This is a genomic window from Microbispora sp. ZYX-F-249, from assembly GCF_039649665.1.
In the GTDB taxonomy this organism is placed as follows: domain Bacteria; phylum Actinomycetota; class Actinomycetes; order Streptosporangiales; family Streptosporangiaceae; genus Microbispora; species Microbispora maris.
Window position 1 is genome coordinate 31469 of record NZ_JBDJAW010000034.1, and the last position, 20754, is coordinate 52222.

At 73.7% G+C, this 20754-nt stretch carries 18 protein-coding genes; 8 read left to right on the plus strand and 10 right to left on the minus strand.

The genetic code is table 11. From position 1 onward, the window contains the following. Window positions 1–196: 196 nt before the first annotated feature. Window positions 197–1333 (minus strand): sensor histidine kinase, encoded by a 1137-nt coding sequence (locus tag AAH991_RS30630; protein WP_346229396.1) that lies wholly within the window; start codon window positions 1331–1333, stop codon window positions 197–199. Window positions 1334–1446: 113 nt separating this feature from the next. Here AAH991_RS30630 and AAH991_RS30635 point away from each other — a divergent pair, with 113 nt between their 5' ends. The 3 genes from AAH991_RS30635 to AAH991_RS30645 are packed head-to-tail and all read left to right on the plus strand — an operon-like array spanning window position 1447 to window position 3525. Further along, entirely contained in the window at window positions 1447–2064 is a 618-nt protein-coding gene (locus AAH991_RS30635; RefSeq protein ID WP_346229397.1) for a TetR family transcriptional regulator, read from the plus strand. After that, window positions 2061–2261 (plus strand): ferredoxin, encoded by a 201-nt coding sequence (locus AAH991_RS30640; RefSeq protein ID WP_346229398.1) that lies wholly within the window; start codon window positions 2061–2063, stop codon window positions 2259–2261. Before AAH991_RS30635 ends, AAH991_RS30640 begins: the two co-directional genes overlap by 4 nt. A 1-nt stretch (window position 2262) precedes the next feature. Continuing rightward, window positions 2263–3525: a cytochrome P450 gene (locus AAH991_RS30645; protein ID WP_346229399.1), complete on the plus strand. Its 1263-nt coding sequence runs from the start codon at window positions 2263–2265 to the stop codon at window positions 3523–3525. Window positions 3526–3546: 21 nt separating this feature from the next. On the opposite strand, the gene AAH991_RS30650 is transcribed toward AAH991_RS30645, so the two are convergent. Beyond that, window positions 3547–4836, minus strand: coding sequence for a glycosyltransferase family 4 protein (locus AAH991_RS30650; RefSeq protein ID WP_346229400.1), 1290 nt, complete (start codon window positions 4834–4836; stop codon window positions 3547–3549). Window positions 4837–4935: 99 nt separating this feature from the next. Between AAH991_RS30650 and AAH991_RS30655 the strand changes: the two genes are divergently transcribed. Then, window positions 4936–5793 carry an AraC family transcriptional regulator gene (locus tag AAH991_RS30655; protein ID WP_346229401.1) on the plus strand — a complete coding sequence of 286 codons (858 nt, stop codon included), beginning with the start codon at window positions 4936–4938 and terminating at the stop codon, window positions 5791–5793. Here AAH991_RS30655 and AAH991_RS30660 read toward each other — a convergent pair. After that, window positions 5786–6667 (minus strand): aldo/keto reductase, encoded by an 882-nt coding sequence (locus tag AAH991_RS30660; RefSeq protein WP_346229402.1) that lies wholly within the window; start codon window positions 6665–6667, stop codon window positions 5786–5788. The genes AAH991_RS30655 and AAH991_RS30660 overlap by 8 nt on opposite strands. Before the next feature lie 158 nt (window positions 6668–6825). Between AAH991_RS30660 and AAH991_RS30665 the strand changes: the two genes are divergently transcribed. Then, the gene (locus AAH991_RS30665) at window positions 6826–7482 is read left to right on the plus strand and encodes a TetR/AcrR family transcriptional regulator (RefSeq protein WP_346229403.1); all 657 of its coding nucleotides are present in this window, start codon (window positions 6826–6828) and stop codon (window positions 7480–7482) included. Here AAH991_RS30665 and AAH991_RS30670 read toward each other — a convergent pair. Together AAH991_RS30670 and AAH991_RS30675 are read right to left on the minus strand one after the other, a co-directional pair. Beyond that, window positions 7479–8234 (minus strand): SDR family NAD(P)-dependent oxidoreductase, encoded by a 756-nt coding sequence (locus AAH991_RS30670; RefSeq protein WP_346229404.1) that lies wholly within the window; start codon window positions 8232–8234, stop codon window positions 7479–7481. The two genes, AAH991_RS30665 and AAH991_RS30670, sit on opposite strands and share 4 nt — an antisense overlap. Beyond that, window positions 8231–9118: an NAD(P)-dependent oxidoreductase gene (locus AAH991_RS30675; RefSeq protein ID WP_346229405.1), complete on the minus strand. Its 888-nt coding sequence runs from the start codon at window positions 9116–9118 to the stop codon at window positions 8231–8233. Before AAH991_RS30675 ends, AAH991_RS30670 begins: the two co-directional genes overlap by 4 nt. 143 nt (window positions 9119–9261) lie before the next feature. On the opposite strand from AAH991_RS30675, the gene glf reads away from it, so the two are divergent. Next, window positions 9262–10413 carry a UDP-galactopyranose mutase gene (glf, locus tag AAH991_RS30680; protein ID WP_346229406.1) on the plus strand — a complete coding sequence of 384 codons (1152 nt, stop codon included), beginning with the start codon at window positions 9262–9264 and terminating at the stop codon, window positions 10411–10413. 3 nt (window positions 10414–10416) lie between these two features. Here glf and AAH991_RS30685 read toward each other — a convergent pair whose 3' ends face one another. The 3 genes from AAH991_RS30685 to AAH991_RS30695 are packed head-to-tail and all read right to left on the minus strand — an operon-like array spanning window position 10417 to window position 13493. After that, window positions 10417–11454 (minus strand): glycosyltransferase family 9 protein, encoded by a 1038-nt coding sequence (locus tag AAH991_RS30685; protein ID WP_346229407.1) that lies wholly within the window; start codon window positions 11452–11454, stop codon window positions 10417–10419. Window positions 11455–11463: 9 nt separating this feature from the next. After that, entirely contained in the window at window positions 11464–13230 is a 1767-nt protein-coding gene (locus tag AAH991_RS30690) for a thiamine pyrophosphate-dependent enzyme (RefSeq protein ID WP_346229408.1), read from the minus strand. Between the two features lie 53 nt (window positions 13231–13283). Next, window positions 13284–13493 carry a hypothetical protein gene (locus AAH991_RS30695; protein ID WP_346229409.1) on the minus strand — a complete coding sequence of 70 codons (210 nt, stop codon included), beginning with the start codon at window positions 13491–13493 and terminating at the stop codon, window positions 13284–13286. Window positions 13494–13764: 271 nt separating this feature from the next. Between AAH991_RS30695 and AAH991_RS30700 the strand changes: the two genes are divergently transcribed. Both AAH991_RS30700 and AAH991_RS30705 read left to right on the plus strand, forming a co-directional pair. Further along, window positions 13765–16938 (plus strand): FAD-binding and (Fe-S)-binding domain-containing protein, encoded by a 3174-nt coding sequence (locus tag AAH991_RS30700; protein ID WP_346229410.1) that lies wholly within the window; start codon window positions 13765–13767, stop codon window positions 16936–16938. Beyond that, window positions 16928–18790, plus strand: a complete 1863-nt coding sequence (locus tag AAH991_RS30705; RefSeq protein WP_346229411.1) for a thiamine pyrophosphate-dependent enzyme — start codon at window positions 16928–16930, stop codon at window positions 18788–18790. The genes AAH991_RS30700 and AAH991_RS30705 overlap by 11 nt, the downstream gene beginning before the upstream one ends. Window positions 18791–18828: 38 nt before the next feature. Here AAH991_RS30705 and AAH991_RS30710 read toward each other — a convergent pair whose 3' ends face one another. Both AAH991_RS30710 and AAH991_RS30715 read right to left on the minus strand, forming a co-directional pair. Beyond that, the gene (locus tag AAH991_RS30710; protein ID WP_346229412.1) at window positions 18829–19869 is read right to left on the minus strand and encodes a PP2C family protein-serine/threonine phosphatase; all 1041 of its coding nucleotides are present in this window, start codon (window positions 19867–19869) and stop codon (window positions 18829–18831) included. A 230-nt stretch (window positions 19870–20099) separates the two neighbouring features. Continuing rightward, on the minus strand, window positions 20100–20753 hold the full coding sequence (locus AAH991_RS30715) for a potassium channel family protein (protein WP_346229413.1): 654 nt from the start codon (window positions 20751–20753) through the stop codon (window positions 20100–20102). Window position 20754 lies beyond the last annotated feature (1 nt).

A 20754-nucleotide genomic window follows, 5' to 3' on the forward strand; every position in this document is an offset into this window, starting at 1 on the left:
ACCTTCAAAGGCGATCGTTACGGAAGACGCGGGCGAACAGGCGCGGCACGCCGTTGTCCCGCGACGGCGGCCCGGGCCGGTGTGCGCTGTATCGGTGTGAGGGGCCGTACCCCGCCGGGCGGGGCGGAAACCGGTGCCCCCGCGAGGCCGTCCGGCGCCCGGCCGTGCCCGGTGACGAGGGGCCGCGATCGGTGGGTCAGCCGCCCGTCCTTCGGAGGGGGATGCGGGCGGCGAGCGCGAAGCCGCCCTCGGGGGTGGGCCCGGAGAAGAACCGGCCCTGGGCGAGGCAGACGCGCTCCCGGATCCCGGCCAGGCCGTATCCCCCGCCGAGGGAGGGCGCGGCCCTGACCTTCCTCCCGCCGGGCCCGCCGGGCCCGGCGTGCTCCGGCGTGTCGACCACGGAGACCGCCACCTGGTCGCCGCTGACCTCGCAGCTGACCCGCACGCGGGAGTCCGGCGCGTGTTTGCGCACGTTGCTCAGTCCCTCCTGCACCAGGCGGTAGCACGCGTGCGAGACCTGTCTCGGCAGTGATCCCGGGGGAGCGTCGAGGTGCAGGTCGATCCGGAGCCCGCCCGCACGTGCCTCGCCGACCAGCCGGGTGATCGCCTCGGTGCCCTCGGCGAGGTCTCCTTCCTGGCGGCGGAGCACGGTGAGCAACTGCCGCAGCTCGTCGAGCGCCTGCACTCCCTTGTCCTCGATGACCGCGGTCAGCTCGGCGACCTCGCCGGGATCGGTGGCGTCGCGGGCCATGCCGGCGTTGAGCACCATGGTGGTGACCGCGTGGGTGACGGTGTCGTGCATCTCCCTGGCGATCTTGCGGCGCTCCTCGGAGGCGGCGATCTCCTCGCGTTCGCGTACGCCGAGACGCAGCTCCCGGATGAGCCCGCGGTAGGCGTACACCCACGTGCCGACCACGGCGGGCAGATAGATGAGGGTCAGCGCGCGCACGGCGTTGAGGTAGACCGAGTGGTCGGTGTGGGGGTTGCGGAAGTCGACGGCGAAGTAGACCACCGTCAGGACCAGCGCGACGTACTGCCACCGGCGCACCCGGTGCTCGGCCGTCATCGAGTAGACGGCGAGGATCATCGGCACGACCTGCCCCGTGACGCAGGCGCACGCGGCCGAGGCGAGGACCGCGGGCCAGGGGGTGCGGCGCCGCACCAGCATGGCCGCCGCCGTGACGATCCCCGCGACGATCTCGAGCCCGTCCGGGGCGCCGCCCCAGAGGGAGAAGCTGTGACCGATGAGCGTGGTGGGAATGGTGAAGGCGAGGACGGCCCCCGCCAGCGCCGCGTCGACGAATCGATCATTTATGCCCCATTTGCTCCACATTCTGCTAGTTTGCGTCTTTTATCTGACGGTCGTCACACCGGGCATCGGGATTGGACTGGCAGGGCGAATACGCGGTCTTGACGCAATCAAATGAACAATCATTTAATTCCGTTATGGGGCGGATCGCGGGTGTCACCGCCGCCGAGACGCGGGACAGGCTGCTGCGCGCGGCCGCCGACGTCTTCGCCCGGCGCGGGTACGAGGGCACACGCGTGGCCGACATCGCCGCCGCGGCCGGCGTGAGCAACGGCGCGCTCTACGCGCACTTCGGCTCGAAGGCCGAGCTGCTGGTGGCCGCGCTGCGCACCCACGGGCCGCGGCTGCTGGCCGACCTGCTGGCCGCCGACCCGGACCGGCCCGTCGCGGACCTGCTGATCGCCGTGGGGCGCAGACTTCAGCGCCGCCGGGACGCCGGCGGGCACCTCATCGTCGAGGCCATGGTCGCGGCCCGTCGCGACGAGGAGGTCGCCCGGCCGATGCGCGGCTACGTCGGCGACCGGGCCGACCGGCTCGCCGGGCTCGTGCGCGCCGCCCAGGACGGCGGCGAACTGGACCCCGCGCTGTCGCCCGCCGCGATCGCCCATTTCTGTCTCCTGCTCGCACTGGGCAGCGCGCTCGTCCCGCCGGGCGAGCACGCGGTCGACGAGGAGGACTGGAGCGCGCTGCTCACCCGCCTGGTGGCCGCGCTCGCCCCCATCCGGCCGGACTCCACGAAGGGGAACACGCGGTGAAAGTGACCATCGATCCGCAGCGGTGCCAGGGACACGGCCGCTGCTACGACCTCGCCCCGGAGCTGTTCGGCGAGGACGACGAGGGCTACGGGCGGGTCCTCGGCGACGGCGTCGTGCCGCCTGGCGGGGAGCGGGCGGCACGCGTCGCCGCCGCCAACTGCCCCGAACGGGCGATCGTGCTCGCCGAGGAGGCCTGACATGACCGTCGACGACCGCTTCACCCGCGAATTCCGGCAGGAGCCGCCCGCCGGCACGCGCAACGAGGTCATCGCCGGTCCGGTGTCGGACTGGGCGACCGACTTCTCCCACCTGGAGCCCGAGTGGGCCGCCGATCCGTACCCGATCCAGGACGACCTGCGAACGCGCTGCCCGATCGCGCACACCGGCAGGTTCGGCGGTGGGTGGCTCCCGACACGGTACGAGGACGTCGCGGCGATCGCGTACGACACCGAGCGCTTCTCCTCGCGGTCGATCATCATGAGCAACTACCGGCCGCCCGCGGAGATCGCGCCCATGGGAGCCGTGCCGCCGATCTCCTCCGACCCGCCGTTCCACCACGACGCGCGCAAGCTGCTGCTCCCGGCGTTCACCAAGAAGGAGGTCGCGAGGCGGGAGGAGGCGACACGCGCGTTCTGCCACTCGCTGATCGACTCGTTCGAGGGCGCCGAGGTCGTCGACGCCGCCCGTGATTACGCGCAGCACATCCCCATGCGGGTCATCGCCGACATGCTGGGGTTCCCGCCCGAGGACGGCCCGCGGTTCCGCAGGTTCGTGGAGAGCGCCCTGGAGGGCGTCAACCTGCCGCCGGAGGAGCGGCTGGCGCGCATGGACGAGCTGTTCGACTACCTGTACGACCAGATCCGCGACCACGTCGCCGACCCGCGCGACGACCTCACGACCTACCTGATCGACGTGGAGCTGTACGGCCGCAAGCTCGAACCCGCGCACGTCGCCGGCACGATCGCCCTGCTGCTCATCGCCGGAATCGACACGACCTGGAGCGCGATCGGCGCCTCGCTGTGGCACCTGGCCAAGACCCCGGCCGACCGGGAGCGCCTGGTCGCCGAGCCCGGGCTGCTGCCGACCGCGATGGAGGAGTTCCTCCGGGCGTACGCGCCGGTCACGATGGCGCGGCTGGTCAAGGAGGACATGCACTGGCGCGGCGTCGACATGAAGGCCGACGACTGGGTCCTGCTGTCGTTCCCCGCGGCCAACCGCGACCCCGCGCAGTTCGACCGGGCCGACGAGGTGATCATCGATCGTGAGATCAACCGGCACGCGGCGTTCGGGCTCGGCATCCACCGTTGTGTGGGCTCGCACCTGGCCCGCATGGAGCTCCGGGTCGCCCTGGAGGTCTGGCTGGAACGGCTTCCCGTGTTCGGCCTCGCCGACCCCTCGGCGGTGACCTGGGCCCCCGGCCAGGTGCGGGGCCCGCGTACGCTCCCGGTCCGCATCGGCTGACCCCGGGCCGCGCGAGGTCCGTCAGCGCGTGATCGGCCGGCGTGGCCGCGCCGCCTCGGCGTACGCCGCGAGGGTGCGCGCGGCGGTGCGCGCCCAGCCGTGGCGTTCCCGCACGTACGCGGCGCCCCGCAGGGCCAGCCGGTCCGCCTCCCCGGCGTCGCCGAGGAGGCGCAGCAGAGCGCCGGCCAGCTCGGCGGGGTCGTCGCGGGCGCAGCGCAGCGCTCCGTCGCCGACGACCTCCGGCGAGTAGCCGGGCCCGACCACCACCGGCCGGGCGAGCGCCATCGCCTCGACGGCGACCAGGCCGAACGGCTCGTAGACGGAAGGGAAGACGCAGACGTCGGCGGCCAGGAAGTGCGCGAACACCTCGTCGGGCGGGAGGAAGCGGTTGCCCGCGACGACGTGCCCGGTCATCCCCGTCCGCCCGATCAGCCGCGCCACCGCCGCGGCGTCGTCGGTCTGCGGCGCCGCGGCGCCCACGAGCACGAACCGCGTGTCATCGTGCTCGGCGACGACCCGCGGCACCGCCCGGATCAGCGTGTGCACCCCCTTGTGCGGCGCCGGCCGCCCGGCGAACACGACGAGCCGGCCCCGCCCGCCGGGCAGGTAGCGGCGCCGCACCTCCGCGCGGATCCGGTCGCGCTCGCGGCCCGGCAGCCCGGCCAGCCGCAGCAGGCCGGGGTCCTCGTAGCCGTGCGGCACGACGAGCAGCCGCCCGGCCGGCCAGCCGCGGGCCGCGAGGTCGTCGCGCATCCGGGCGCTCGGCACCACGATCAGGCGGGCCGTCCGGGCCTGGGCCGTCTCCAGCAGGTCGAGGAGGACGGCGTACGCCGAGCGGCGCCGCTCTCCGGGCGCGTTCAGCTCGCGGGTGTGGACGTGGAACACGACCGGCAGCCGCCCCAGCACCCCGCACAGGAGCCCGGCGAGGCAGCCCATCCAGTCGTGCACGGCGACGACCGCCCCCGTCCGCCCCGCCTCCGCCCGCAGGATCCGGACGGCCGCCCGCACGTTGAACGCGAGCAGCCCGGCGACCCTGGCCAGGCGGCGTACCGGCGCGGGAACGCGGGAGCCGCCCCCGAGGCCGTACCCGGGGGTGGGCAGCCGGTGCAGCGTGACCTCGCCCCGGCGCTCCGCCCGGTACGCCGCCCCCCGGCGGGCGGCCCCGAGGACCACGACCGGGGTGCCGCGATCACGCAGGGCGTCCATGATCCGCTCGGCGTACCGGCCGAGGCCGCCGACCACGTCGGGCGGGACCTCCGAGCAGACGGCGTACACCCGGAGGCGGGGGGAGGGATGATCGTCGGTGGGCACGGCGCGAACCTAGTCCCTCACCCCGCCCTCGGCCAACATGCCCCCCGCGGCGACCGGCAGGCCCGCGACGGCCGCCGCGGACGGCTGTAGTCTCGGCGCGTGCGGCACGAGTCACCGGACGCCGGCGCGGGCCTGCGCCGGCATCTGCCGGCCGGCGGGACCCTGCCCGGCCACCGGCTGCGGTTCGGCGCCGGCGCGGAGGGCATCGAGCGGCTGGAGGCGTCGCTCGTCGGCGAGGGGTTCGCCACCCACCGCCACGACACGTACGCGATCGGGATGACGCTGCGGGGTGTGCAGACGTTCCGCTACCGCGGCGAGCTGCGGCACTGCCTGCCGGGGGAGTGGCACGTCCTGCACCCCGACGAACCGCACGACGGCGTGGCGGGCACCGACGAGGGGTTCGGCTACCGGATCATCTACCTCGACCCCGGCCTCGTACGGGAGGCGCTGGGCGGTGGGCCGCTGCCGTTCGTCGCCGACCCCGTGATCGGGCGGCGCGAGGCCGACCCCGCGCTCGCCGCGTGCCTGCGGGACATCGACGAGCCGCTGGACGACGCCGAACGGCTGACGCTCACGCTGCGGGTCGTCCGCACGCTCGTGCGTCACTCTTCCGCGCGGCCGGGCGGGCGGCCCGCTCTCGCGCTCGAGGCGCTGACCCGCGTGCGCGACCTGATCGCCGACGACCCGGCGGTCAGGCACCCGCTCGCCGAGTTCGAGCGGGTCTCGGGCCTGGACAGGTGGACGCTCGCGCGTCAGTTCCGCGTCGCGTTCGGCACCAGTCCGACCCGCTTCCGCACGATGCGGCAACTCGACCGGGCCCGCCGGCTGCTGCGCGACGGCGTGCCCCTGGCCGAGACGGCCCAGCTCGCCGGCTTCGCCGACCAGGCGCACATGTCGCGCATGTTCAAGCGGGCCTACGGTCTCACGCCGGCCCGGTGGACGGCCGCGCTCAGGTGACCCGCGGGTCGCCTCCGCTCAGCTCGGCGAGGTCGTCGGCGGTGAGGCGGAGACCGGCCGCGCCGACGTTCTCGGTCAGATGGCCGAGGGAGCCGGTTCCGGGGATGGGCAGTGTCACCGGTGACGTGGCCAGCAGCCAGGCCAGGGCGACCTGCGCGGTGGTCGCCCGATGGCGGGCGGCGACGCCCGTGAGACGGGCGTGGTCGATCCGTTGCCCGCCTCCGCCGAGCGGGAAGTACGGGACGTAGGCGATGCCCTCCCGCTCGCACGCCGCCAGGACGGCGGAGTCGCCCGCGTGGTGGATGTGGAAGTGGTTCTGCACCGCGGCGACCGGGGCGACGGATCGTGCCTCGGCGAGCTGGACGGTGTCGACATTGCTGACGCCGAGGTGCCGGATCAGCCCTTCCCCGCGGAGCTCCGCGAGCGCGGCGAAGCGCTCGCCGATCGACTCGCCGCCGGCCGGGCCCATACCGCCCACCCGCAGGTAGACCAGATCGAGGCGGTCCCGGCCGAGGCGGCGCAGGTCGTCCTCCACCAGGGCGCGCAGCCGATCCGGCCCGGCCTGGCCGGCGGGCGACAGGCCGCCCGTGAAAAGCGGACCCACCTTGGTGGCGATCACCAGGTCGTCCGGGTACGGCGACAGCGCCTCCCGGATGAGTTCGTGGGCGTGAAGGTCGCCGAAGCCGTAGAAGCCCGCGGTGTCGATGTGGTTCACGCCGAGTTCGACGGCGCGGCGCAGCACCGCGACGCCCGCCTCGGGGGTGGGCGCGGAGCCGCCGAGGGCGAGCCGCATCGCGCCGAAGCCGAGGCGGTTGACGCGCAGGTCGCCGCCCAGCGGGAAGTCGCCGCCGGCGGCGGCCGCAGTGGTGCCCATGTTTCGCTCCTTGTGGTGAGACGCGCGGCCGAGGACCACGTGACGCCGTCACTGCCGGCGGCAGGCCGGCCTTCCCGCCGCGCCGGGGGCCTCAGACTATCCGAAAAGTGCGCGCGCGCAAGTTTGCGTGAGCGCAAAGATTCTGCGACAGTGGGACGGTGACGGCAGGACGGACGGGGCTGCGCGAGCAGAAGAAGCAGGCCACCCGGCAGGCGTTGCGCGAGGCGGCGTGGCGGCTGGCTCTCGAACGCGGCCCGGACAACGTGCGGGTCGACGACATAGCCGAGGCCGCCGGAGTCTCGCCGAGGACCTACAACAACTACTACTCGAGCCGTGAACAGGCGATCGTCGCCGCGGTCACCGCCGAACGCGAGTCCCGGGTGGCGGCGGCGATCGCCGCTCGCCCGGACGACGTCCGCCTGGCCGACGCCGTCGCCGACGCGATCGTGGAGCAGTACACCGACCCCGGCGCGCAGGACGGCGACGCGCTGCTGTTGATCACCACAAGTCCCGCGCTGCGCGAGGCGTTCGTCGATGCCGCCGCCGCGATCGAACACCCCCTCACCGACGCGATCGCCGGCCGCCTCGGCGACGCCCATCGGGACACCGCCCGCGTGCTCGCGGCGAGCGTCGCCGCCGCGGTCCGGGTCGCGCTCGACCGGTGGGTGGGAAGCCCGGCCGCCGCCTCCTCCGTCGCCGGCGGGCTCGTCGTGCCCTCCGGCTCGCTACCCGGCCTGCTCCGCGCCGCGCTCGCCCCGCTCGCCCCCGCGCTCGACGCGGCCGAACGACGTGCGGCCCCCGCCCGGCACGACTAGAGCCCGCCGTCGACGTTCAGCACGGCCCCGGTGACGTAGGACGCCCGGTCCGACAGCAGCCACGCGACCGCCTCGGCGATCTCCTCCGGCCTGCCGGGGCGTCCCATCGGGATCCGCGCCGCGACCCGCCGCGCCCGTCCCGGCTCACCCGCCCGGGCGTGGATCGTGGTGTCGATCGTCCCGGGAGAGACGGCGTTCACCCGGATGCCCGCGGGGGCGAGCTCCCGGGCCAGGCCCACGGTCAGCGTCTCGACCGCGGCCTTGGTCGCGGCGTAGGCGACGTACTCGTGCGGGGAACCGGTGCGCGCCGCGACGGAGGAGACGTTGACGATCACCGGGCCGCTCTCCGGCGCGGCCGTCCTGCCGGTCCAGCGCCGCGCCGCCTCCCGGCACAGCCGCACCGGTGCCAGGAGGTTCACCTCGGTGACCCGCCGCAGGTCGGCGTCGGTCAGCTCGGTGAACGGCCCGAGCCTGCCGGTCACCCCCGCGTTGTTCACCAGCCCAGTGACGTCGCCGGCGGACTCGGCCAGCTCGAACAGCCGCTCCGGCGCGTCCTCCTCGGTCACGTCGAGCCGTACGCCGCGGACGAGGGCGCCGCGACGGCCGAGGTCGTCCTCCAGCGCCTTGGCGTCGGCATCGGAGTCCGAGTGGGTGAAGACGACTCCGAACCCGTCCGCGCACAGCCGCTCGACCGTGCACCGGCCGATGCCGCGCGTCCCTCCGGTGACGACGACGATCGGTCGTGAGGTCATCCGCTTGTCCTTTCTCCGTGTGTCCTGGCCTCGATCGCGTGGACGACGGCGGCCATGTCCAGGCCTGCGTGGCCCAGTGCGACGGTCTCGCCGAACAGGGCGTGGCAGACGTCCAGCAGCGGGGAGGCGATGCCGGCCTCCCGCGCGGCCTCGGCGATGAGCCGGTTGTTCTTCAGCACGTCGGCGATGGCGGCCTGGGCGGTGAAGTCGCGCCCGGCCAGCTTGACCGCCTTCACCCGCGACACGTCGCTGGCCATCTGGCCCGAGTTGAGCACGTCCACGAGCATCCCGAGGTCGAGCCCGTGGCGCTCGCCGAAGTGCAGCGACTCCGCCAGACCGGTGACCGTCGTGATCAGGAAGATGTTGACCGCGAGCTTGGTCAGCAGCGCCCCGGGCGCCGGCCCGCACACCACCGTCTTGGCGCACATCGGCGCGAGCAGCGGGCGGACCTCCTCCACGGTTTCGGGCCGGCCGGCCAGCATCGCCACCAGCCGCCCCTGCTCGGCGGGCACCCGGGAGCCGGAGATCGGCGCCTCGGCGTAGCGGCCTCCGGCCGCGAGCACATCGGCCTCCAGCCCGGCCGAGTAGCCCGGGGAGGTGGTGCCCATGTGGACCACGACCCGGCCCGCGACGTTGCGGGCGAAGCCGGGCGTGCCGCGCTCCAGCACCGCGTCGGCCGCGGACTCGTCGGCCAGCATGAGGAGCACCACCCGCGCCCGCCGGAACACCTCGGCCGCGCTGCCCGCCACCCGCGCGCCCGCGGCGCGCAGCGGCTCGCTCCTGGCGGCCGTGCGGTTCCACACCACGAGGGGGGTTCCCGCGCGGGCCAGGTTGAGGGCCATGGGCTGCCCCATGATCCCGAGACCGACGAAACCCACGTCCATCCGATCGCCTCCCGCGCCCGTCCCGTGCCGGCCCGGCGGCACGCCGGGGACCGTTGTAGCCCAGCGCGCGGCGACGGTCTTGAACGATTGTGCCCACCGGGTTGCCGGTCGCCCGGCCGGGCACCCTCCCGTACGGGGGTGCGATGGCCGGTCGGCGGCGTCGCGGGCCCGATCTCGCGGTCGTCGGCGCGGGCGTGTTCGGCCTGACGGTCGCCGAGCGGTGCGCCCGCGAGTTCGGGCTGCGGGTCGCGGTGCTGGAGCGGCGCGACCACATCGGCGGCAACGCCTACAGCGAGATCGAGCCGCGCACCGGCATCGAGGTGCACCGCTACGGCTCGCACCTGTTCCACACCTCCAACGAGCGGGTCTGGGAGTACGTCAACCGCTTCACCGCCTTCACCGGCTACCGGCACCGGGTGATGTCCACCTGCCGGCGGCGCGTCTACCCGCTGCCCGTCAACCTCGGCACGATCTGCGGCTACTTCGGCCGCGTCTTCACCCCGGACGAGGCGCGGGCCCTGGTCGCCGGGCAGTCCGCGGAGGTGCGGGACCCGGCGAACCTGGAGGAGAAGGCCATCTCGTTGATCGGCCGGCCGCTGTATGAGGCGTTCGTCCGCGGTTACACGGCCAAGCAGTGGCGGACCGATCCCAGGGACCTGCCGGCCGATCTCATCACCCGCCTGCCCGTCCGCTACACCTTCGACGACCGCTACTTCGACGACGTCCACGAGGGACTGCCGGTCGACGGCTACACGGCGTGGCTGACCCGGATGGCCGACGATCCCCGGATCGAGGTGCGGCTGGGCACCGACTTCCTGTCCGTACGCGAGGAGTGGGCGGGCCGGGTCCCGATCGTCTACTCGGGCCCGCTCGACGCCTACTTCGCCTACCGGGAAGGAGAGCTGGGCTGGCGGACGCTGGACTTCGAGACGGAGGTCAGGCCGACGGGCGACTTCCAGGGCTGTCCGGTGATGAACTACGCCGACGAGGACATCCCGTACACGAGGATCCACGAGTTCCGCCACCTGCATCCCGAGCGGCGCCACTATCCGCCCGACCGGACGGTGATCGCCCGGGAGTACCCGCGGTTCGCCGGCCGAGGCGACGAGCCGTACTACCCGGTGAACGCCCGGCGCGACCGGGCGCGCCTGACGGCCTACCGGCGGCTGGCCAAGAACGAGCCCGGTGTGCTGTTCGGCGGGCGGCTCGGCACGTACAAGTACCTGGACATGCACATGGCCGTCGCCGCCGCGCTCACCCTGGTGGACAACCGGCTGCGGCCCCACTTCGGCTGAGCCTCACCGCAGCAGCGCGTCGGCCTTCTCCAGCACCGCGCCCGCGCCGACGCCGGTGGCGCAGCGGAAGTCGATGGGGCAGTCCAGATGCGGGCAGGGACTGCAGGCGGCGTCTCCGCGGGCGATCGGATGCCGCCCTCCCGGGTGGCTCCACCGCACCGGGTCGCCCGACAGGAACACGGTGACGCTGGGCGTGCCCGTCGCCGCGGCCAGGTGGGCGACCCCGGTGTCGCCGCTGACCAGGAGCGCCGCCCGGCGCAGCAGCGCGGCGTACGTCCCGAGGCCGGTGCGCCCGGCGAGGTCGGCGGCCGGACGGCGCATGGCGGCGCGGACCTCGGCGGTCAGGGCCGCCTCGGCGGCGACGCCGCTGAGGAGGACGCGCAGCCCGCGCCCGGCGAGCCCGTCGGCGACGGCCGCGAACCGCTCGGCGGGCCAGCGCCTGCTGGGCGAGGACGCCCCGGGGTGGACCACGGCGTACGTGCCCGGCCGCAGCCGGCGCCGCTCCATGAGCGCGGCGAGGCGGCGCAGATCGGCCGGCCGTTCCGGGAACTCCAGGCGGGCCGGGTTCCCCGGCAGCGGCACCCCGAGATGCCGCATGAGCAGCAGGTGCCGCCAGACCTCGTGCTCGGCGCGGGGATAGGGCAGCCACCATTCGCCGAGGCCCCCCGGGGCGCCGAAGCCGCCCGTGCGCACCCCCAGCCGGGCGGTCACCTCCCGGGCCGCCGCGTTGTCGCCGTACGCCTGGACGGCGAGGTCGAACCGCGGCGCGGACCGCAGGAACGCGCGCAGGGCCGGGCCGTCCACCGGCCGGTCGGGGATGCCGGGGTAGCCGGGGAAGGGCAGCAGGCCGTCCACGTAGGCGCCCATCCGCTCCACCACCGGCGCCGTCTCCGCCCAGGTGACCACGGTCACCCGGACGTCGGGCCGGGCGCGGCGCAGCGCCCGCAGCGCGGGCACGGTGCACAGCAGGTCGCCCAGGCCCACGCGGAGCCGTACGATCGCGACCTCGGCCACCCGGCGGTCGGCGAGCGGAGCGCGCACGGCCGGGGCCTACGACAGCAGCTCGTTGATCTTGTCGCGGGCCACCGTGGCGAGGACGCCGGCCTTGTGCGGCTGCCCGCGCAGGAACGCCTCGGTGAAGTGCTTGGCCTGCTCGTACTTGACCTTGCCCGGCATGGGCGGCTCGTTGGGATTGACGTCGCAGTCCACCAGGGCCGGGCCGTCGTGCGCCAGCGCCTCGCGGATCGCGCCCGGCAGGTCCACCGGGTTCTTGATCTTCGCGCCGTACGCCCCGCAGGCGCGGGCCCAGGCGGAGAAGTCGGCCTCCGGCTGCCGGTGCCGCACGGCGTACTCCGGGTAGCCGAGGATGATCTGCTCCCACAGGATCTGCCCGTAGCTGTTGTTGTTGTTGACCACGACCTTGATGGGCAGCTCGTGCCGCACGGCGGTGAGGAAGTCGGCCATGAGCATGGCGAAGCCCCCGTCGCCCACGAAGGCGATCACCTGCCGGCCGGGGAAGGCGTGCTGCATCCCGACGGCGTACGGCAGGCCCGGGGCCATCGTGGCGAGGTTGCCCGACAGGTAGAACTCCCGTCCGCCGCGGATCGTCCAGTGGCGCGCGGCCCACGTCGCGATGGTCCCGGAGTCGCAGGTCAGGACGGCGTCGTCGGCGGCGGCGTCGTCGACGCAGCCCATGAGGTACTGCGGCGCGATGGGGTCGCGCGAGGGGTCCTGCAGCGCCTTCATCTCCGAGCGCCAGGCGTCCATCTTGCGCTGGTACTTCTCCAGGAACGTCCGGTCCTTCGCCGGGTCGAGCATGGGCAGCAGTGCCTGCAACCCCAGTTTCGCGTCGGCGGCGACCGGGGCCTGCGTGGGCCGGCGGATGCCGAGCAGGGTGGGATCGGCGTCGATCTGCACCACCCGGGCCTGCCCGGCGGGCGGCAGGTACTTCGCATAGGGGAAGGACGTGCCGACCATGACCAGCGTGTCGCACTCCTCCATGAGCTCCTCGCTCGGCGCGGTGCCGAGCAGTCCGAGCCCGCCGGTGGTGAGCGGGTGGTCGTCGGGCACCACGAACTTGCCGGGGAGGGTCTTCACGATCGGGCTCGCCAGCTTCTCGGCGACCGCCAGCACCTCCTCGCGGGCGTGCCGGGCGCCGACGCCGACGAGCATGGCGATCCGCTCGCCCTGCCGCAGCACCTCGGCCGCCCTGGTCAGGTCCTCCTCCGCGGGCCGCAGCGGCGGGAGAGCGCAGGTCGGCAGGCTCGCGGGCGGGCTGCCCGGCCCGACGTGCCGGTAGGGGTCCTCGCTCACGGACGCCACCTGGATGTCGTTGGGGAAGGTCAGGTGTGACACCGTCCGCTTGGCCAGCGCGTTGCGCACCGCGAGGTCCACCACGCCGGGCATCTGCTGCGGATTGGTGACCATCAGGTTGTAGGCGGCCAGGTCCTGGTAGAGGCGGTCGAGGTGGACCTCCTGCTGGTAGTGGGTGCCCAGCACCGAGGTCTCCTGCATGCCCGTCAGGGCCAGCACGGGCACGTGGTCGAGCTTCGCGTCGTACAACCCGTTGAGCAGGTGGATCGCGCCCGGCCCGGAGGTCGCGGCGCACACGCCGAGACGGCCGGTCGCCTTCGCGTAGCCGGTCGCCATGAACGCGGCCGCCTCCTCGTGGTGCACGAGGATGAACCGCAGCCTGTCCCGGTGCCGGCGGAAGCCCTCCATCAGGCCGTTGATCCCGTCTCCCGGGAGCCCGAAGATCGTGTCGACCCCCCACTCCACCAGCCGCCGGGCCAGGCTCTCACCCACGATCTCGGTCATGTCCGCCTCCGGATGGCAAATGAGCCGTACGGGGACCGCGGCGCCCGCGGCCCTCAGCGCGTCGCGGCCCGGTGGCCGTGCCTCCAGCCGAGGCCGTAGGCGGCGGCGAGGGCGGCGGCGACTGCGAGCGGCTTCGGAGACGACACGGCCGACTTCGCCTGCTTCCAAGCGCCCTTCGGGTCGGCCACCGCCCCCGCGACGCTGCCGATCGCCGACGCCACGGTGTCACCCGCGTTCTTCAGGGCGTTGCTCTGCACGTTCATGATCGACTCCGGCATCGAACGGCTCGCCCCGGGTGCCCTTCCCGCCCCCCGTACGCGTAAACGAAACGGCAGGTCATGGCGGCTTTGTCCGCGGCAGACCCGGACCTCGCAGGCTCGCATGGGCGAATCCCCGCCGCGCTTTTACCCGCTCCCGCGGTCCTGCCCGCGCTCGGCGGGAACGGTCGCGCGGAGGACCGCCGCAGACGCCACCGCGCACGCGCCGTCGTAGGCACGGTTCCGGCGGTCCGGCGAGATCCGCGAGGAGGCGGACATGACCCGCGTCTTCCCGAGAGCGGGGCCGTCGGCGCCGCCCCGTGCGTGGCCGGGGGCGGCGGAGGCCAGGAATCCGCCGCTGCCTCCGTACGCCGGGGAGCTGCGCGACCGGCTCGCCCAGGCCGTCGCGGGCGAGGTCGGGTTCGGCGGCGGCGACCGGGCCATGTACGCCTACGACGCGTCCGTCTACCGGCAGGTGCCGGTCGGCGTGCTCACACCCAGGGACGCCGCCGACGTCGAGGCCGCGCTGGAGGTGTGCCGCCGATTCGGCGCTCCCGTGCTCGCCCGCGGCTGCGGCACCTCGCTGACCGGACAGGCCGTCAACGGGGCCGTGGTGTTCGACTTCACCCGCCACATGGACCGCATCGCCGAGCTCGCTCCCATGCGCCGCGCCGCGCGGGTGCAGCCCGGCGTCATCTGCGATCAGCTCAGGGACGCCGCCGCGCCGTACGGCCTGACCTTCGGCCCGGACCCCGCGACCCACGACCACGCCACGATCGGCGGCATGGTCGGCAACAACTCCTGCGGCACCCACTCGCTGACGGCGGGCAAGACCGTCGACAACATCGAGGAGCTGGAGATCGTCACCTACGACGGCACCCGCATGCGGGTCGGCGCCACCGGCGAGGACGAGCTGGCGTGCGTCATCGCGGCCGGCGGGCGGCGGGGCGCCGTCTACGCCGGGCTGCGCCACATCCGCGACACCTACGCCGACGCGATCCGCCGGGGTCTGCCCGACATCCCCCGCCGGGTGTCCGGCTACAACCTCGACGCCCTGCTGCCGGAGAACGGCTTCAACGTCGCGCGGGCGCTCGTGGGCTCGGAGGGCACGCTGGCGCTGACCCTCGACGCGACCTGCCGGCTGGTGCGGCTGCCGCCCCGCCGCGCGCTCGTCGTGCTCGGCTACCCCGACATCCCCTCCTCGGGCGACGACGTGCCCTGGCTGCTGCGGTTCGGGGCCATCGGGCTGGAGTTCACCAGCCGCCATGTTGTGGCCAACCTCCGCGCCAAGGGCTTCCGCTTCGGCGGCGAGGACCTGTTGCCGCCCGGCCGGGCGTGGCTGCTGATGGAGTTCGGCGGCGAGACGCAGCGCGAGGCCGACGCGCGGGCCGCGCGGCTGGTCCGCGCCGCGCGGACGCGCCCGCACGGCCCGAGCTGCAGGTTCTACGACGACCCGGCCGACGAGAGCGCGGTGTGGGAGATCCGGCGCCACTCGGCGGGCACCGCTCGCATGCCGATCGGGCTCGGCGGCCACGGCGGCTGGCCCAACTGGGAGGACGCCGCCGTCCACCCGGACGTCCTCGGGCCCTACCTGCGCGACTTCCTGCGCCTGCTCGACCGGCACGGCTACGACGCCGTCTTCTACGGCCACTGGGGACAGGGGTGCGTCCACAGCCGCATCGACTTCGACCTGCGCGGCCTCGACGGCGTCCGGGCCTTCCGGCGGTTCATGGAGGAGGCCGCCGACCTCGTCGGCGCGTACGGCGGGTCGCTGTCGGGGGAGCACGGCGACGGTCATGGGCGGGCCGAGCTGTGGCCGCGCATGTTCCCGCCCGAGCTGATGCGGGCCTTCGAGGAGTTCAAGCGCGTCTGGGACCCCGACGGCCGGATGAACCCGCACAAGCTGATCGACCCCTACCCGCTGGACGCCCACCTGCGTGAGGGCCCGGCGTACCGCCCGCGCGACCTGGAGCACGTGTTCGGCTACCCGCTCGACGGCGGCAGCTTCACCGAGGCGGCCGGCCGCTGCTTCGGGGTGGGCAAGTGCCGCCACCTGTCCGGCGGGGTGATGTGCCCGAGCTTCATGGTGACCCGCGAGGAGAAGCACTCCACCCGGGGCCGGGCCCGGCTGCTGCAGGAGATGGCCGAGAGCGCGGGCCCCGTCGAGGGGCGCTGGCGCAGCGAGGCCGTACGCGAGGCCCTCGACCTCTGCCTGGCCTGCAAGGGGTGCAGGAGCGACTGCCCGGTGAAGGTGGACATGGCCACTTACAAGGCCGAGTTCCTCCACCACTACTACGCCGGCCGGCCGCGGCCCCGGCAGGCGTACGCGCTGGGGCTCGTCGACGTGTGGGCCCGGCTGGCCTCGCGCGTCCCGCGCCTGGCCAACGCCGTCACCCACGCGCCGGCGCTCGGCCGGCTGGTCAAACTGGCCGCCGGGATCGCGCCGGAGCGCGACGCGCCGCGCTTCGCGCCCCGCACGTTCCGCCACCTCATGGCGGGTCACGTGCCGCGCAACCCGGACGGGCCGCCCGTCCTGCTGTGGCCGGACACCTTCACCGAGCACTTCCAGCCGGAGGTGGGAGTCGCGGCCGTGGACGTCCTGGAGTCCGCCGGGTTCCACGTCATCGTGCCCGAGGGCCCGCTGTGCTGCGGCCGCCCGCTGTACGACTACGGGATGCTCACGCTCGCCCGGCGCTACCTGCGCCGGGTGCTCGACGTGGTCGGCCCGCTCGTCGAGGCCGGGATCCCGGTGGTCGGCCTGGAGCCGAGCTGCCTGGCGGTCTTCCGCGACGAGCTGACCAACCTGCTGCCCGACGACCTCGACGCGGGGAGGCTGCACGCGAACAGCTACCTGCTGTCGGAGTTCCTCACGCGGCACGCGCCGCACTGGCCGCCGCCCCGGCTGCGGCGCGGGGCGCTCGTCCAGGTGCACTGTCACCATCACGCGGTGATGGGCTTCGAGGCCGAACGCGCGCTGCTGCGCGACATGGGGCTGGAGGTGGAGATCCCGGACTCCGGATGCTGCGGCATGGCCGGCGGCTTCGGCTACGAGGCGGGCGAGCATTACGCGGTCTCGATGGCGGCGGGGGAGCGGGTGCTGCTCCCGAAGGTGCGCGCCGCCGACCCCGGCACGCTGATCGTCGCGGACGGGTTCAGCTGCCGCGGACAGATCATCGCCGGCACCGGCCGCAGGCCCCTGCACCTGGCTGAGGTGCTCGCGCTCGCGATCCGCGAGGGCGAACTCGGGCCGGCCGGCCACGCCGTCGACGGCGCCGTCGAAAGCGCTGTCGAAAGCGCTGCCGAGCATGCCGCCGGTGACGGAGCCGGCGAACGTGAGAGCCCGCGCGCGCTCGTCGCCGTCGGCGCGGGGGCGGCCGTCGCCGTCGCGGCGGCACTCGCCGCCAGGCGGCGCGCACGCGTTTCATCGAGGGAGGCCCATCATGGGCGATGAACTCACCGCCGCGGACGTCCTCGTGGACCGGCTGATCCAGTGGGGAGTGGACGTCGTCTTCGGCCTGCCGGGCGACGGCATCAACGGCTTCATGGACGCCCTGCACAACCGCAGGCGGGACCTGCGCTACATCCACTGCCGCCACGAGGAGGTGGCCGCGATGGCGGCGGTCGGCTACGCCAAGTTCACCGGGCGGCTCGGCGTGTGCTTCGCGACCTCGGGCCCCGGCGCGGCCCACCTGCTCAACGGGCTGCTCGACGCGCGGACCGACCAGGCGCCGCTCCTCGCGATCAGCGGCATGACCTACCACGACCTCGTCGGCACCAGCTACCTGCAGGACGTCAACACGGACTACATGTTCGACGACGTCGCGCTGTACAACCAGCGCATCATGGGGCCGGCGCACGTCGTCAACGTCACCGACTACGCCGTGCGCACGGCGCTGACCCAGCGCGGCCCGGCCCACCTCACGTTCCCGATCGACTACCAGGCGGCCCCGGCCGGGTCGGGCAGCCGCTTCCGGCGCAACGTCGAGGGCCACACCTCCACGGCGTACCGGCCGCCGATCCGGGTGCCGCGCCGGCAGGACCTCGACGCGGCCGCCCGGGTGCTGTCGGGGCGCAGCAGGCCGGTCATCCTCGCCGGGGCGGGCGCCCGCGGCGCGGTGGACGAACTCGAGGCGGTCGCGGAGAAGCTCGGCGCGCCGATCGTCAAGGCCCAGCTCGGCAAGGACTGCGTGCCCGACGACAGCCCCTACACCACCGGGCCCATCGGCCTGGTCGGCAGCCGCCCGAGCGAGGACGCGATGGAGGAGTGCGACGCGCTGCTGATCGTCGGGTCCACCATGCCGTACATCGAGTTCTACCCCGCGCCGGGGCAGGCCGTGTGCGTGCAGATCGACGACAGGCCGGAACGGCTCGGCCTGCGCTACCCGGTGGACGTGCCGCTGGCCGGCGACGCGCGGGCCACCCTGGCCGAGCTCCTGCCGCTGCTGACCCGCAACGAGGACAGGTCGTTCCTGACCGGGGCACAGCAGGGGATGCGCGCGTGGTGGCGGCTCATGGAGGAGCGCGGCACGCGCACCGACACGCCGATGAAACCGCAGGTGCCCGCCTGGGCGCTGAACGGCGCGCTCCGGCCGGACGCCATCGTGTGCGGCGACTCCGGCACGGTCACGAGCTGGGCGGCCCGGCAGATCAAGATCCGCAGGGGGCAGATGTTCAGCTTCTCCGGCACGAACTGCTCGATGGCGGCCGGCCTGCCGTACGCCATCGGCGCGCAGGTCGCCTATCCGGACCGGCAGGTCGTCGCCTTCACCGGGGACGGGTCGCTGACGATGCAGCTCGGCGACTTCCTCACCGCCGTGCAGCACGACCTGCCCATCAAGATCGTCGTGGCGAAGAACAACTCCCTCGGCCTGATCAAGTGGGAGCAGATGGTGTTCCTCGGCAACCCCGAGTACGGCGTCGACCTCGCCCCGATCGACTTCGTCAAATTCGCCGAGGCGTGCGGCGCCCGGGGGATGTGCATCACGGACCCGAGAACCTGCGCCGACCAGATGTACGAGGCGCTCTCCTGGGACGGTCCTGTCATCGTCGAGTGCCTGGTCGACCAGCACGAGCCGCCGCTGCCGGCGAAGGTGAAGAGCCACCAGGTGCGCAAGCTGACCGAGGCGATGGTCCAGGGCACGCCGAACCGCAACCGGATCGCCCTGCAGATGGTCAAGGACATGCTCGACGAGTCGAGCTTCGCGGCCAGCCCGGCGCACGCCGTGCCCCGCAGGGTCGGGCAGGCCGCGGCCACGCTGGTGGGCAGGCTCCGCGACCGAGCGGGAGGCGAGCATCCCGAGTAGGGGACGCCGGGGGACCCGGCCCGGCCGGGACGCAGCACTCAGGCCGGGTGGCGGCGCAGCAGGAGCATGGCGGCGTCGTCGGGGACCGGGCCGCCGACGTGCCGCAGCAGGTCGGCGCGCAGTTCGTCGAGGGCCGCCTGGGGATCGGCGTCGCGCAGCAGATGCGCCCGCTCGATGAGGGGGTAGAAGCGGCCCTCCCGGTCGCGGGCCTCGACCACGCCGTCGGTGTAGAACAGGATCTGGTCGCCGTCCCCGAAGGGCACCCGGTGCGGCTTCGGACGCGGCGAGCCGAGCGTGCCGAGCCCGAGCGGGAGGGCCTCCTCCTGCGGCTCCGCGAAGTGGACACCGCCGTCGTGCCGCAGCACGAGGGGGGCCGGATGGCCGCAGTTGAGCAGCGAGATCTCCCCGTCGTGGACCTGCGCGACGATGGCGGTGACGAACTTCTCGCCGCTCAGGTGCCGGGCCAGGCTGGTCTCGACGCGCTCGACCACGCCCGCGAGCTCGGACTGGTCGTAGGCCGCCTCGCGGAAGGCGCCGAGCACCCACGCCGCGGTCTCCACCGCCTCCAGTCCCTTGCCCTGCACGTCGCCGATCAGGATGCGTACGCCGTCGGGGGTGGTGACGACCTCGTAGAGGTCACCGCCGATCTGGGCCTCGGCGGCGGCGGAGGTGTAGGAGAGCGCCACCCGGAGGTCGCCGGCACGGCGGGGGACGGGGCGCAGCAGCACGCGCTGGGCCGCCTCGGCGACCAGGCGGACGTCGGCCAGTTCGCGCTCCCGCCGGTTCCTGAGCCTGCTGGCGAGCATGCTCGCGGCGGTGACGCCGATGATGGCCGCGATGGTGAGATTGTTCTGCGGCCTGCCGAGGAGACCGTCGTAGACCGCGAGGGGGAGGCAGATGACCAGGGCCAGCACCCCCACCAGGGTGGTGCGCCGGACGCCCCCCGCTACCGAGGCGAAGGTGGGCCCCAGGGTGAGGAGCGGCAGGAAGCCCACACCCGGCCCGCTGATCAGGTCGACGATGACGACCATGAGAATCGCGATGAACGGCAACGCGCGCAGGACGCTCTGGGAACTCATCGCGACTCCATTGCCGGCCCCCACGTCAGCACATGATTCCTTTCCTGATGGCTTTACTCCTTCCCGTCTTGCGCGCGGGGCACTCCCCGTCGTCCGCGACGGATGGCACGATTTGGGACCGGTCGGTCAAGTCGCGGCGGCCCCCATTTGATCACTATGAGTAGTGACGTTACTCGAATTCGTGACGTGATGGCCGGTGAAGCCGGATATTCGGCCTTCCCGCCAACCCGTCACGGCAGTTCGGCGAAGCGCTCGACCTGGTCCGTACGTCCGGACACGATGATGACGTCGCCGTAGCCGAGTTCGGTCTCCGCGGTGGCGTAGGTGAACTCCTCGCCCGGCCGCTTCACCGCCACCACCGTCACGCCGTACTTGCGGCGCAGACTCGACTCGCCGAGGGGGACCCCGACGTACTCCTTGGGCGGGAGGGTCTTGACCAGGGCGAAGTTCTCGTCGACCTCCATGTAGTCGAGCATCCGGCCGCTCACCAGGTGGGCCACGCGCTCGCCCATGTCGTGCTCCGGGAAGACCACGTGCTGAACGCCGATCCGGCTGAGGATGCGGCCGTGCTGCTGACTGACCGCCTTGGCCCAGATGTCGTCGATCTCCATCTCCACCAGCAGTGACGAGGTGAGGATGCTCGCCTCCAGGTCGCTGCCGATGGCGCACACCGCCCGGTAGAAGTCCGGCAGTCCGAGCTGACGCAGCGCCTCGGGATCGGTGGCGTCGGCGGTGGCGATGTGGGTGATCTGGCCGGCGAGGCTCTGCACCACCTTCGGGCGATGGTCGATGGCCAGCACCTCGGTGCCGCGCCGCACCAGCTCCAGAGCGAGCGCGGTGCCGAAGCGGCCGAGACCGATCACCGCGACGGGGTCGTTTCTCATG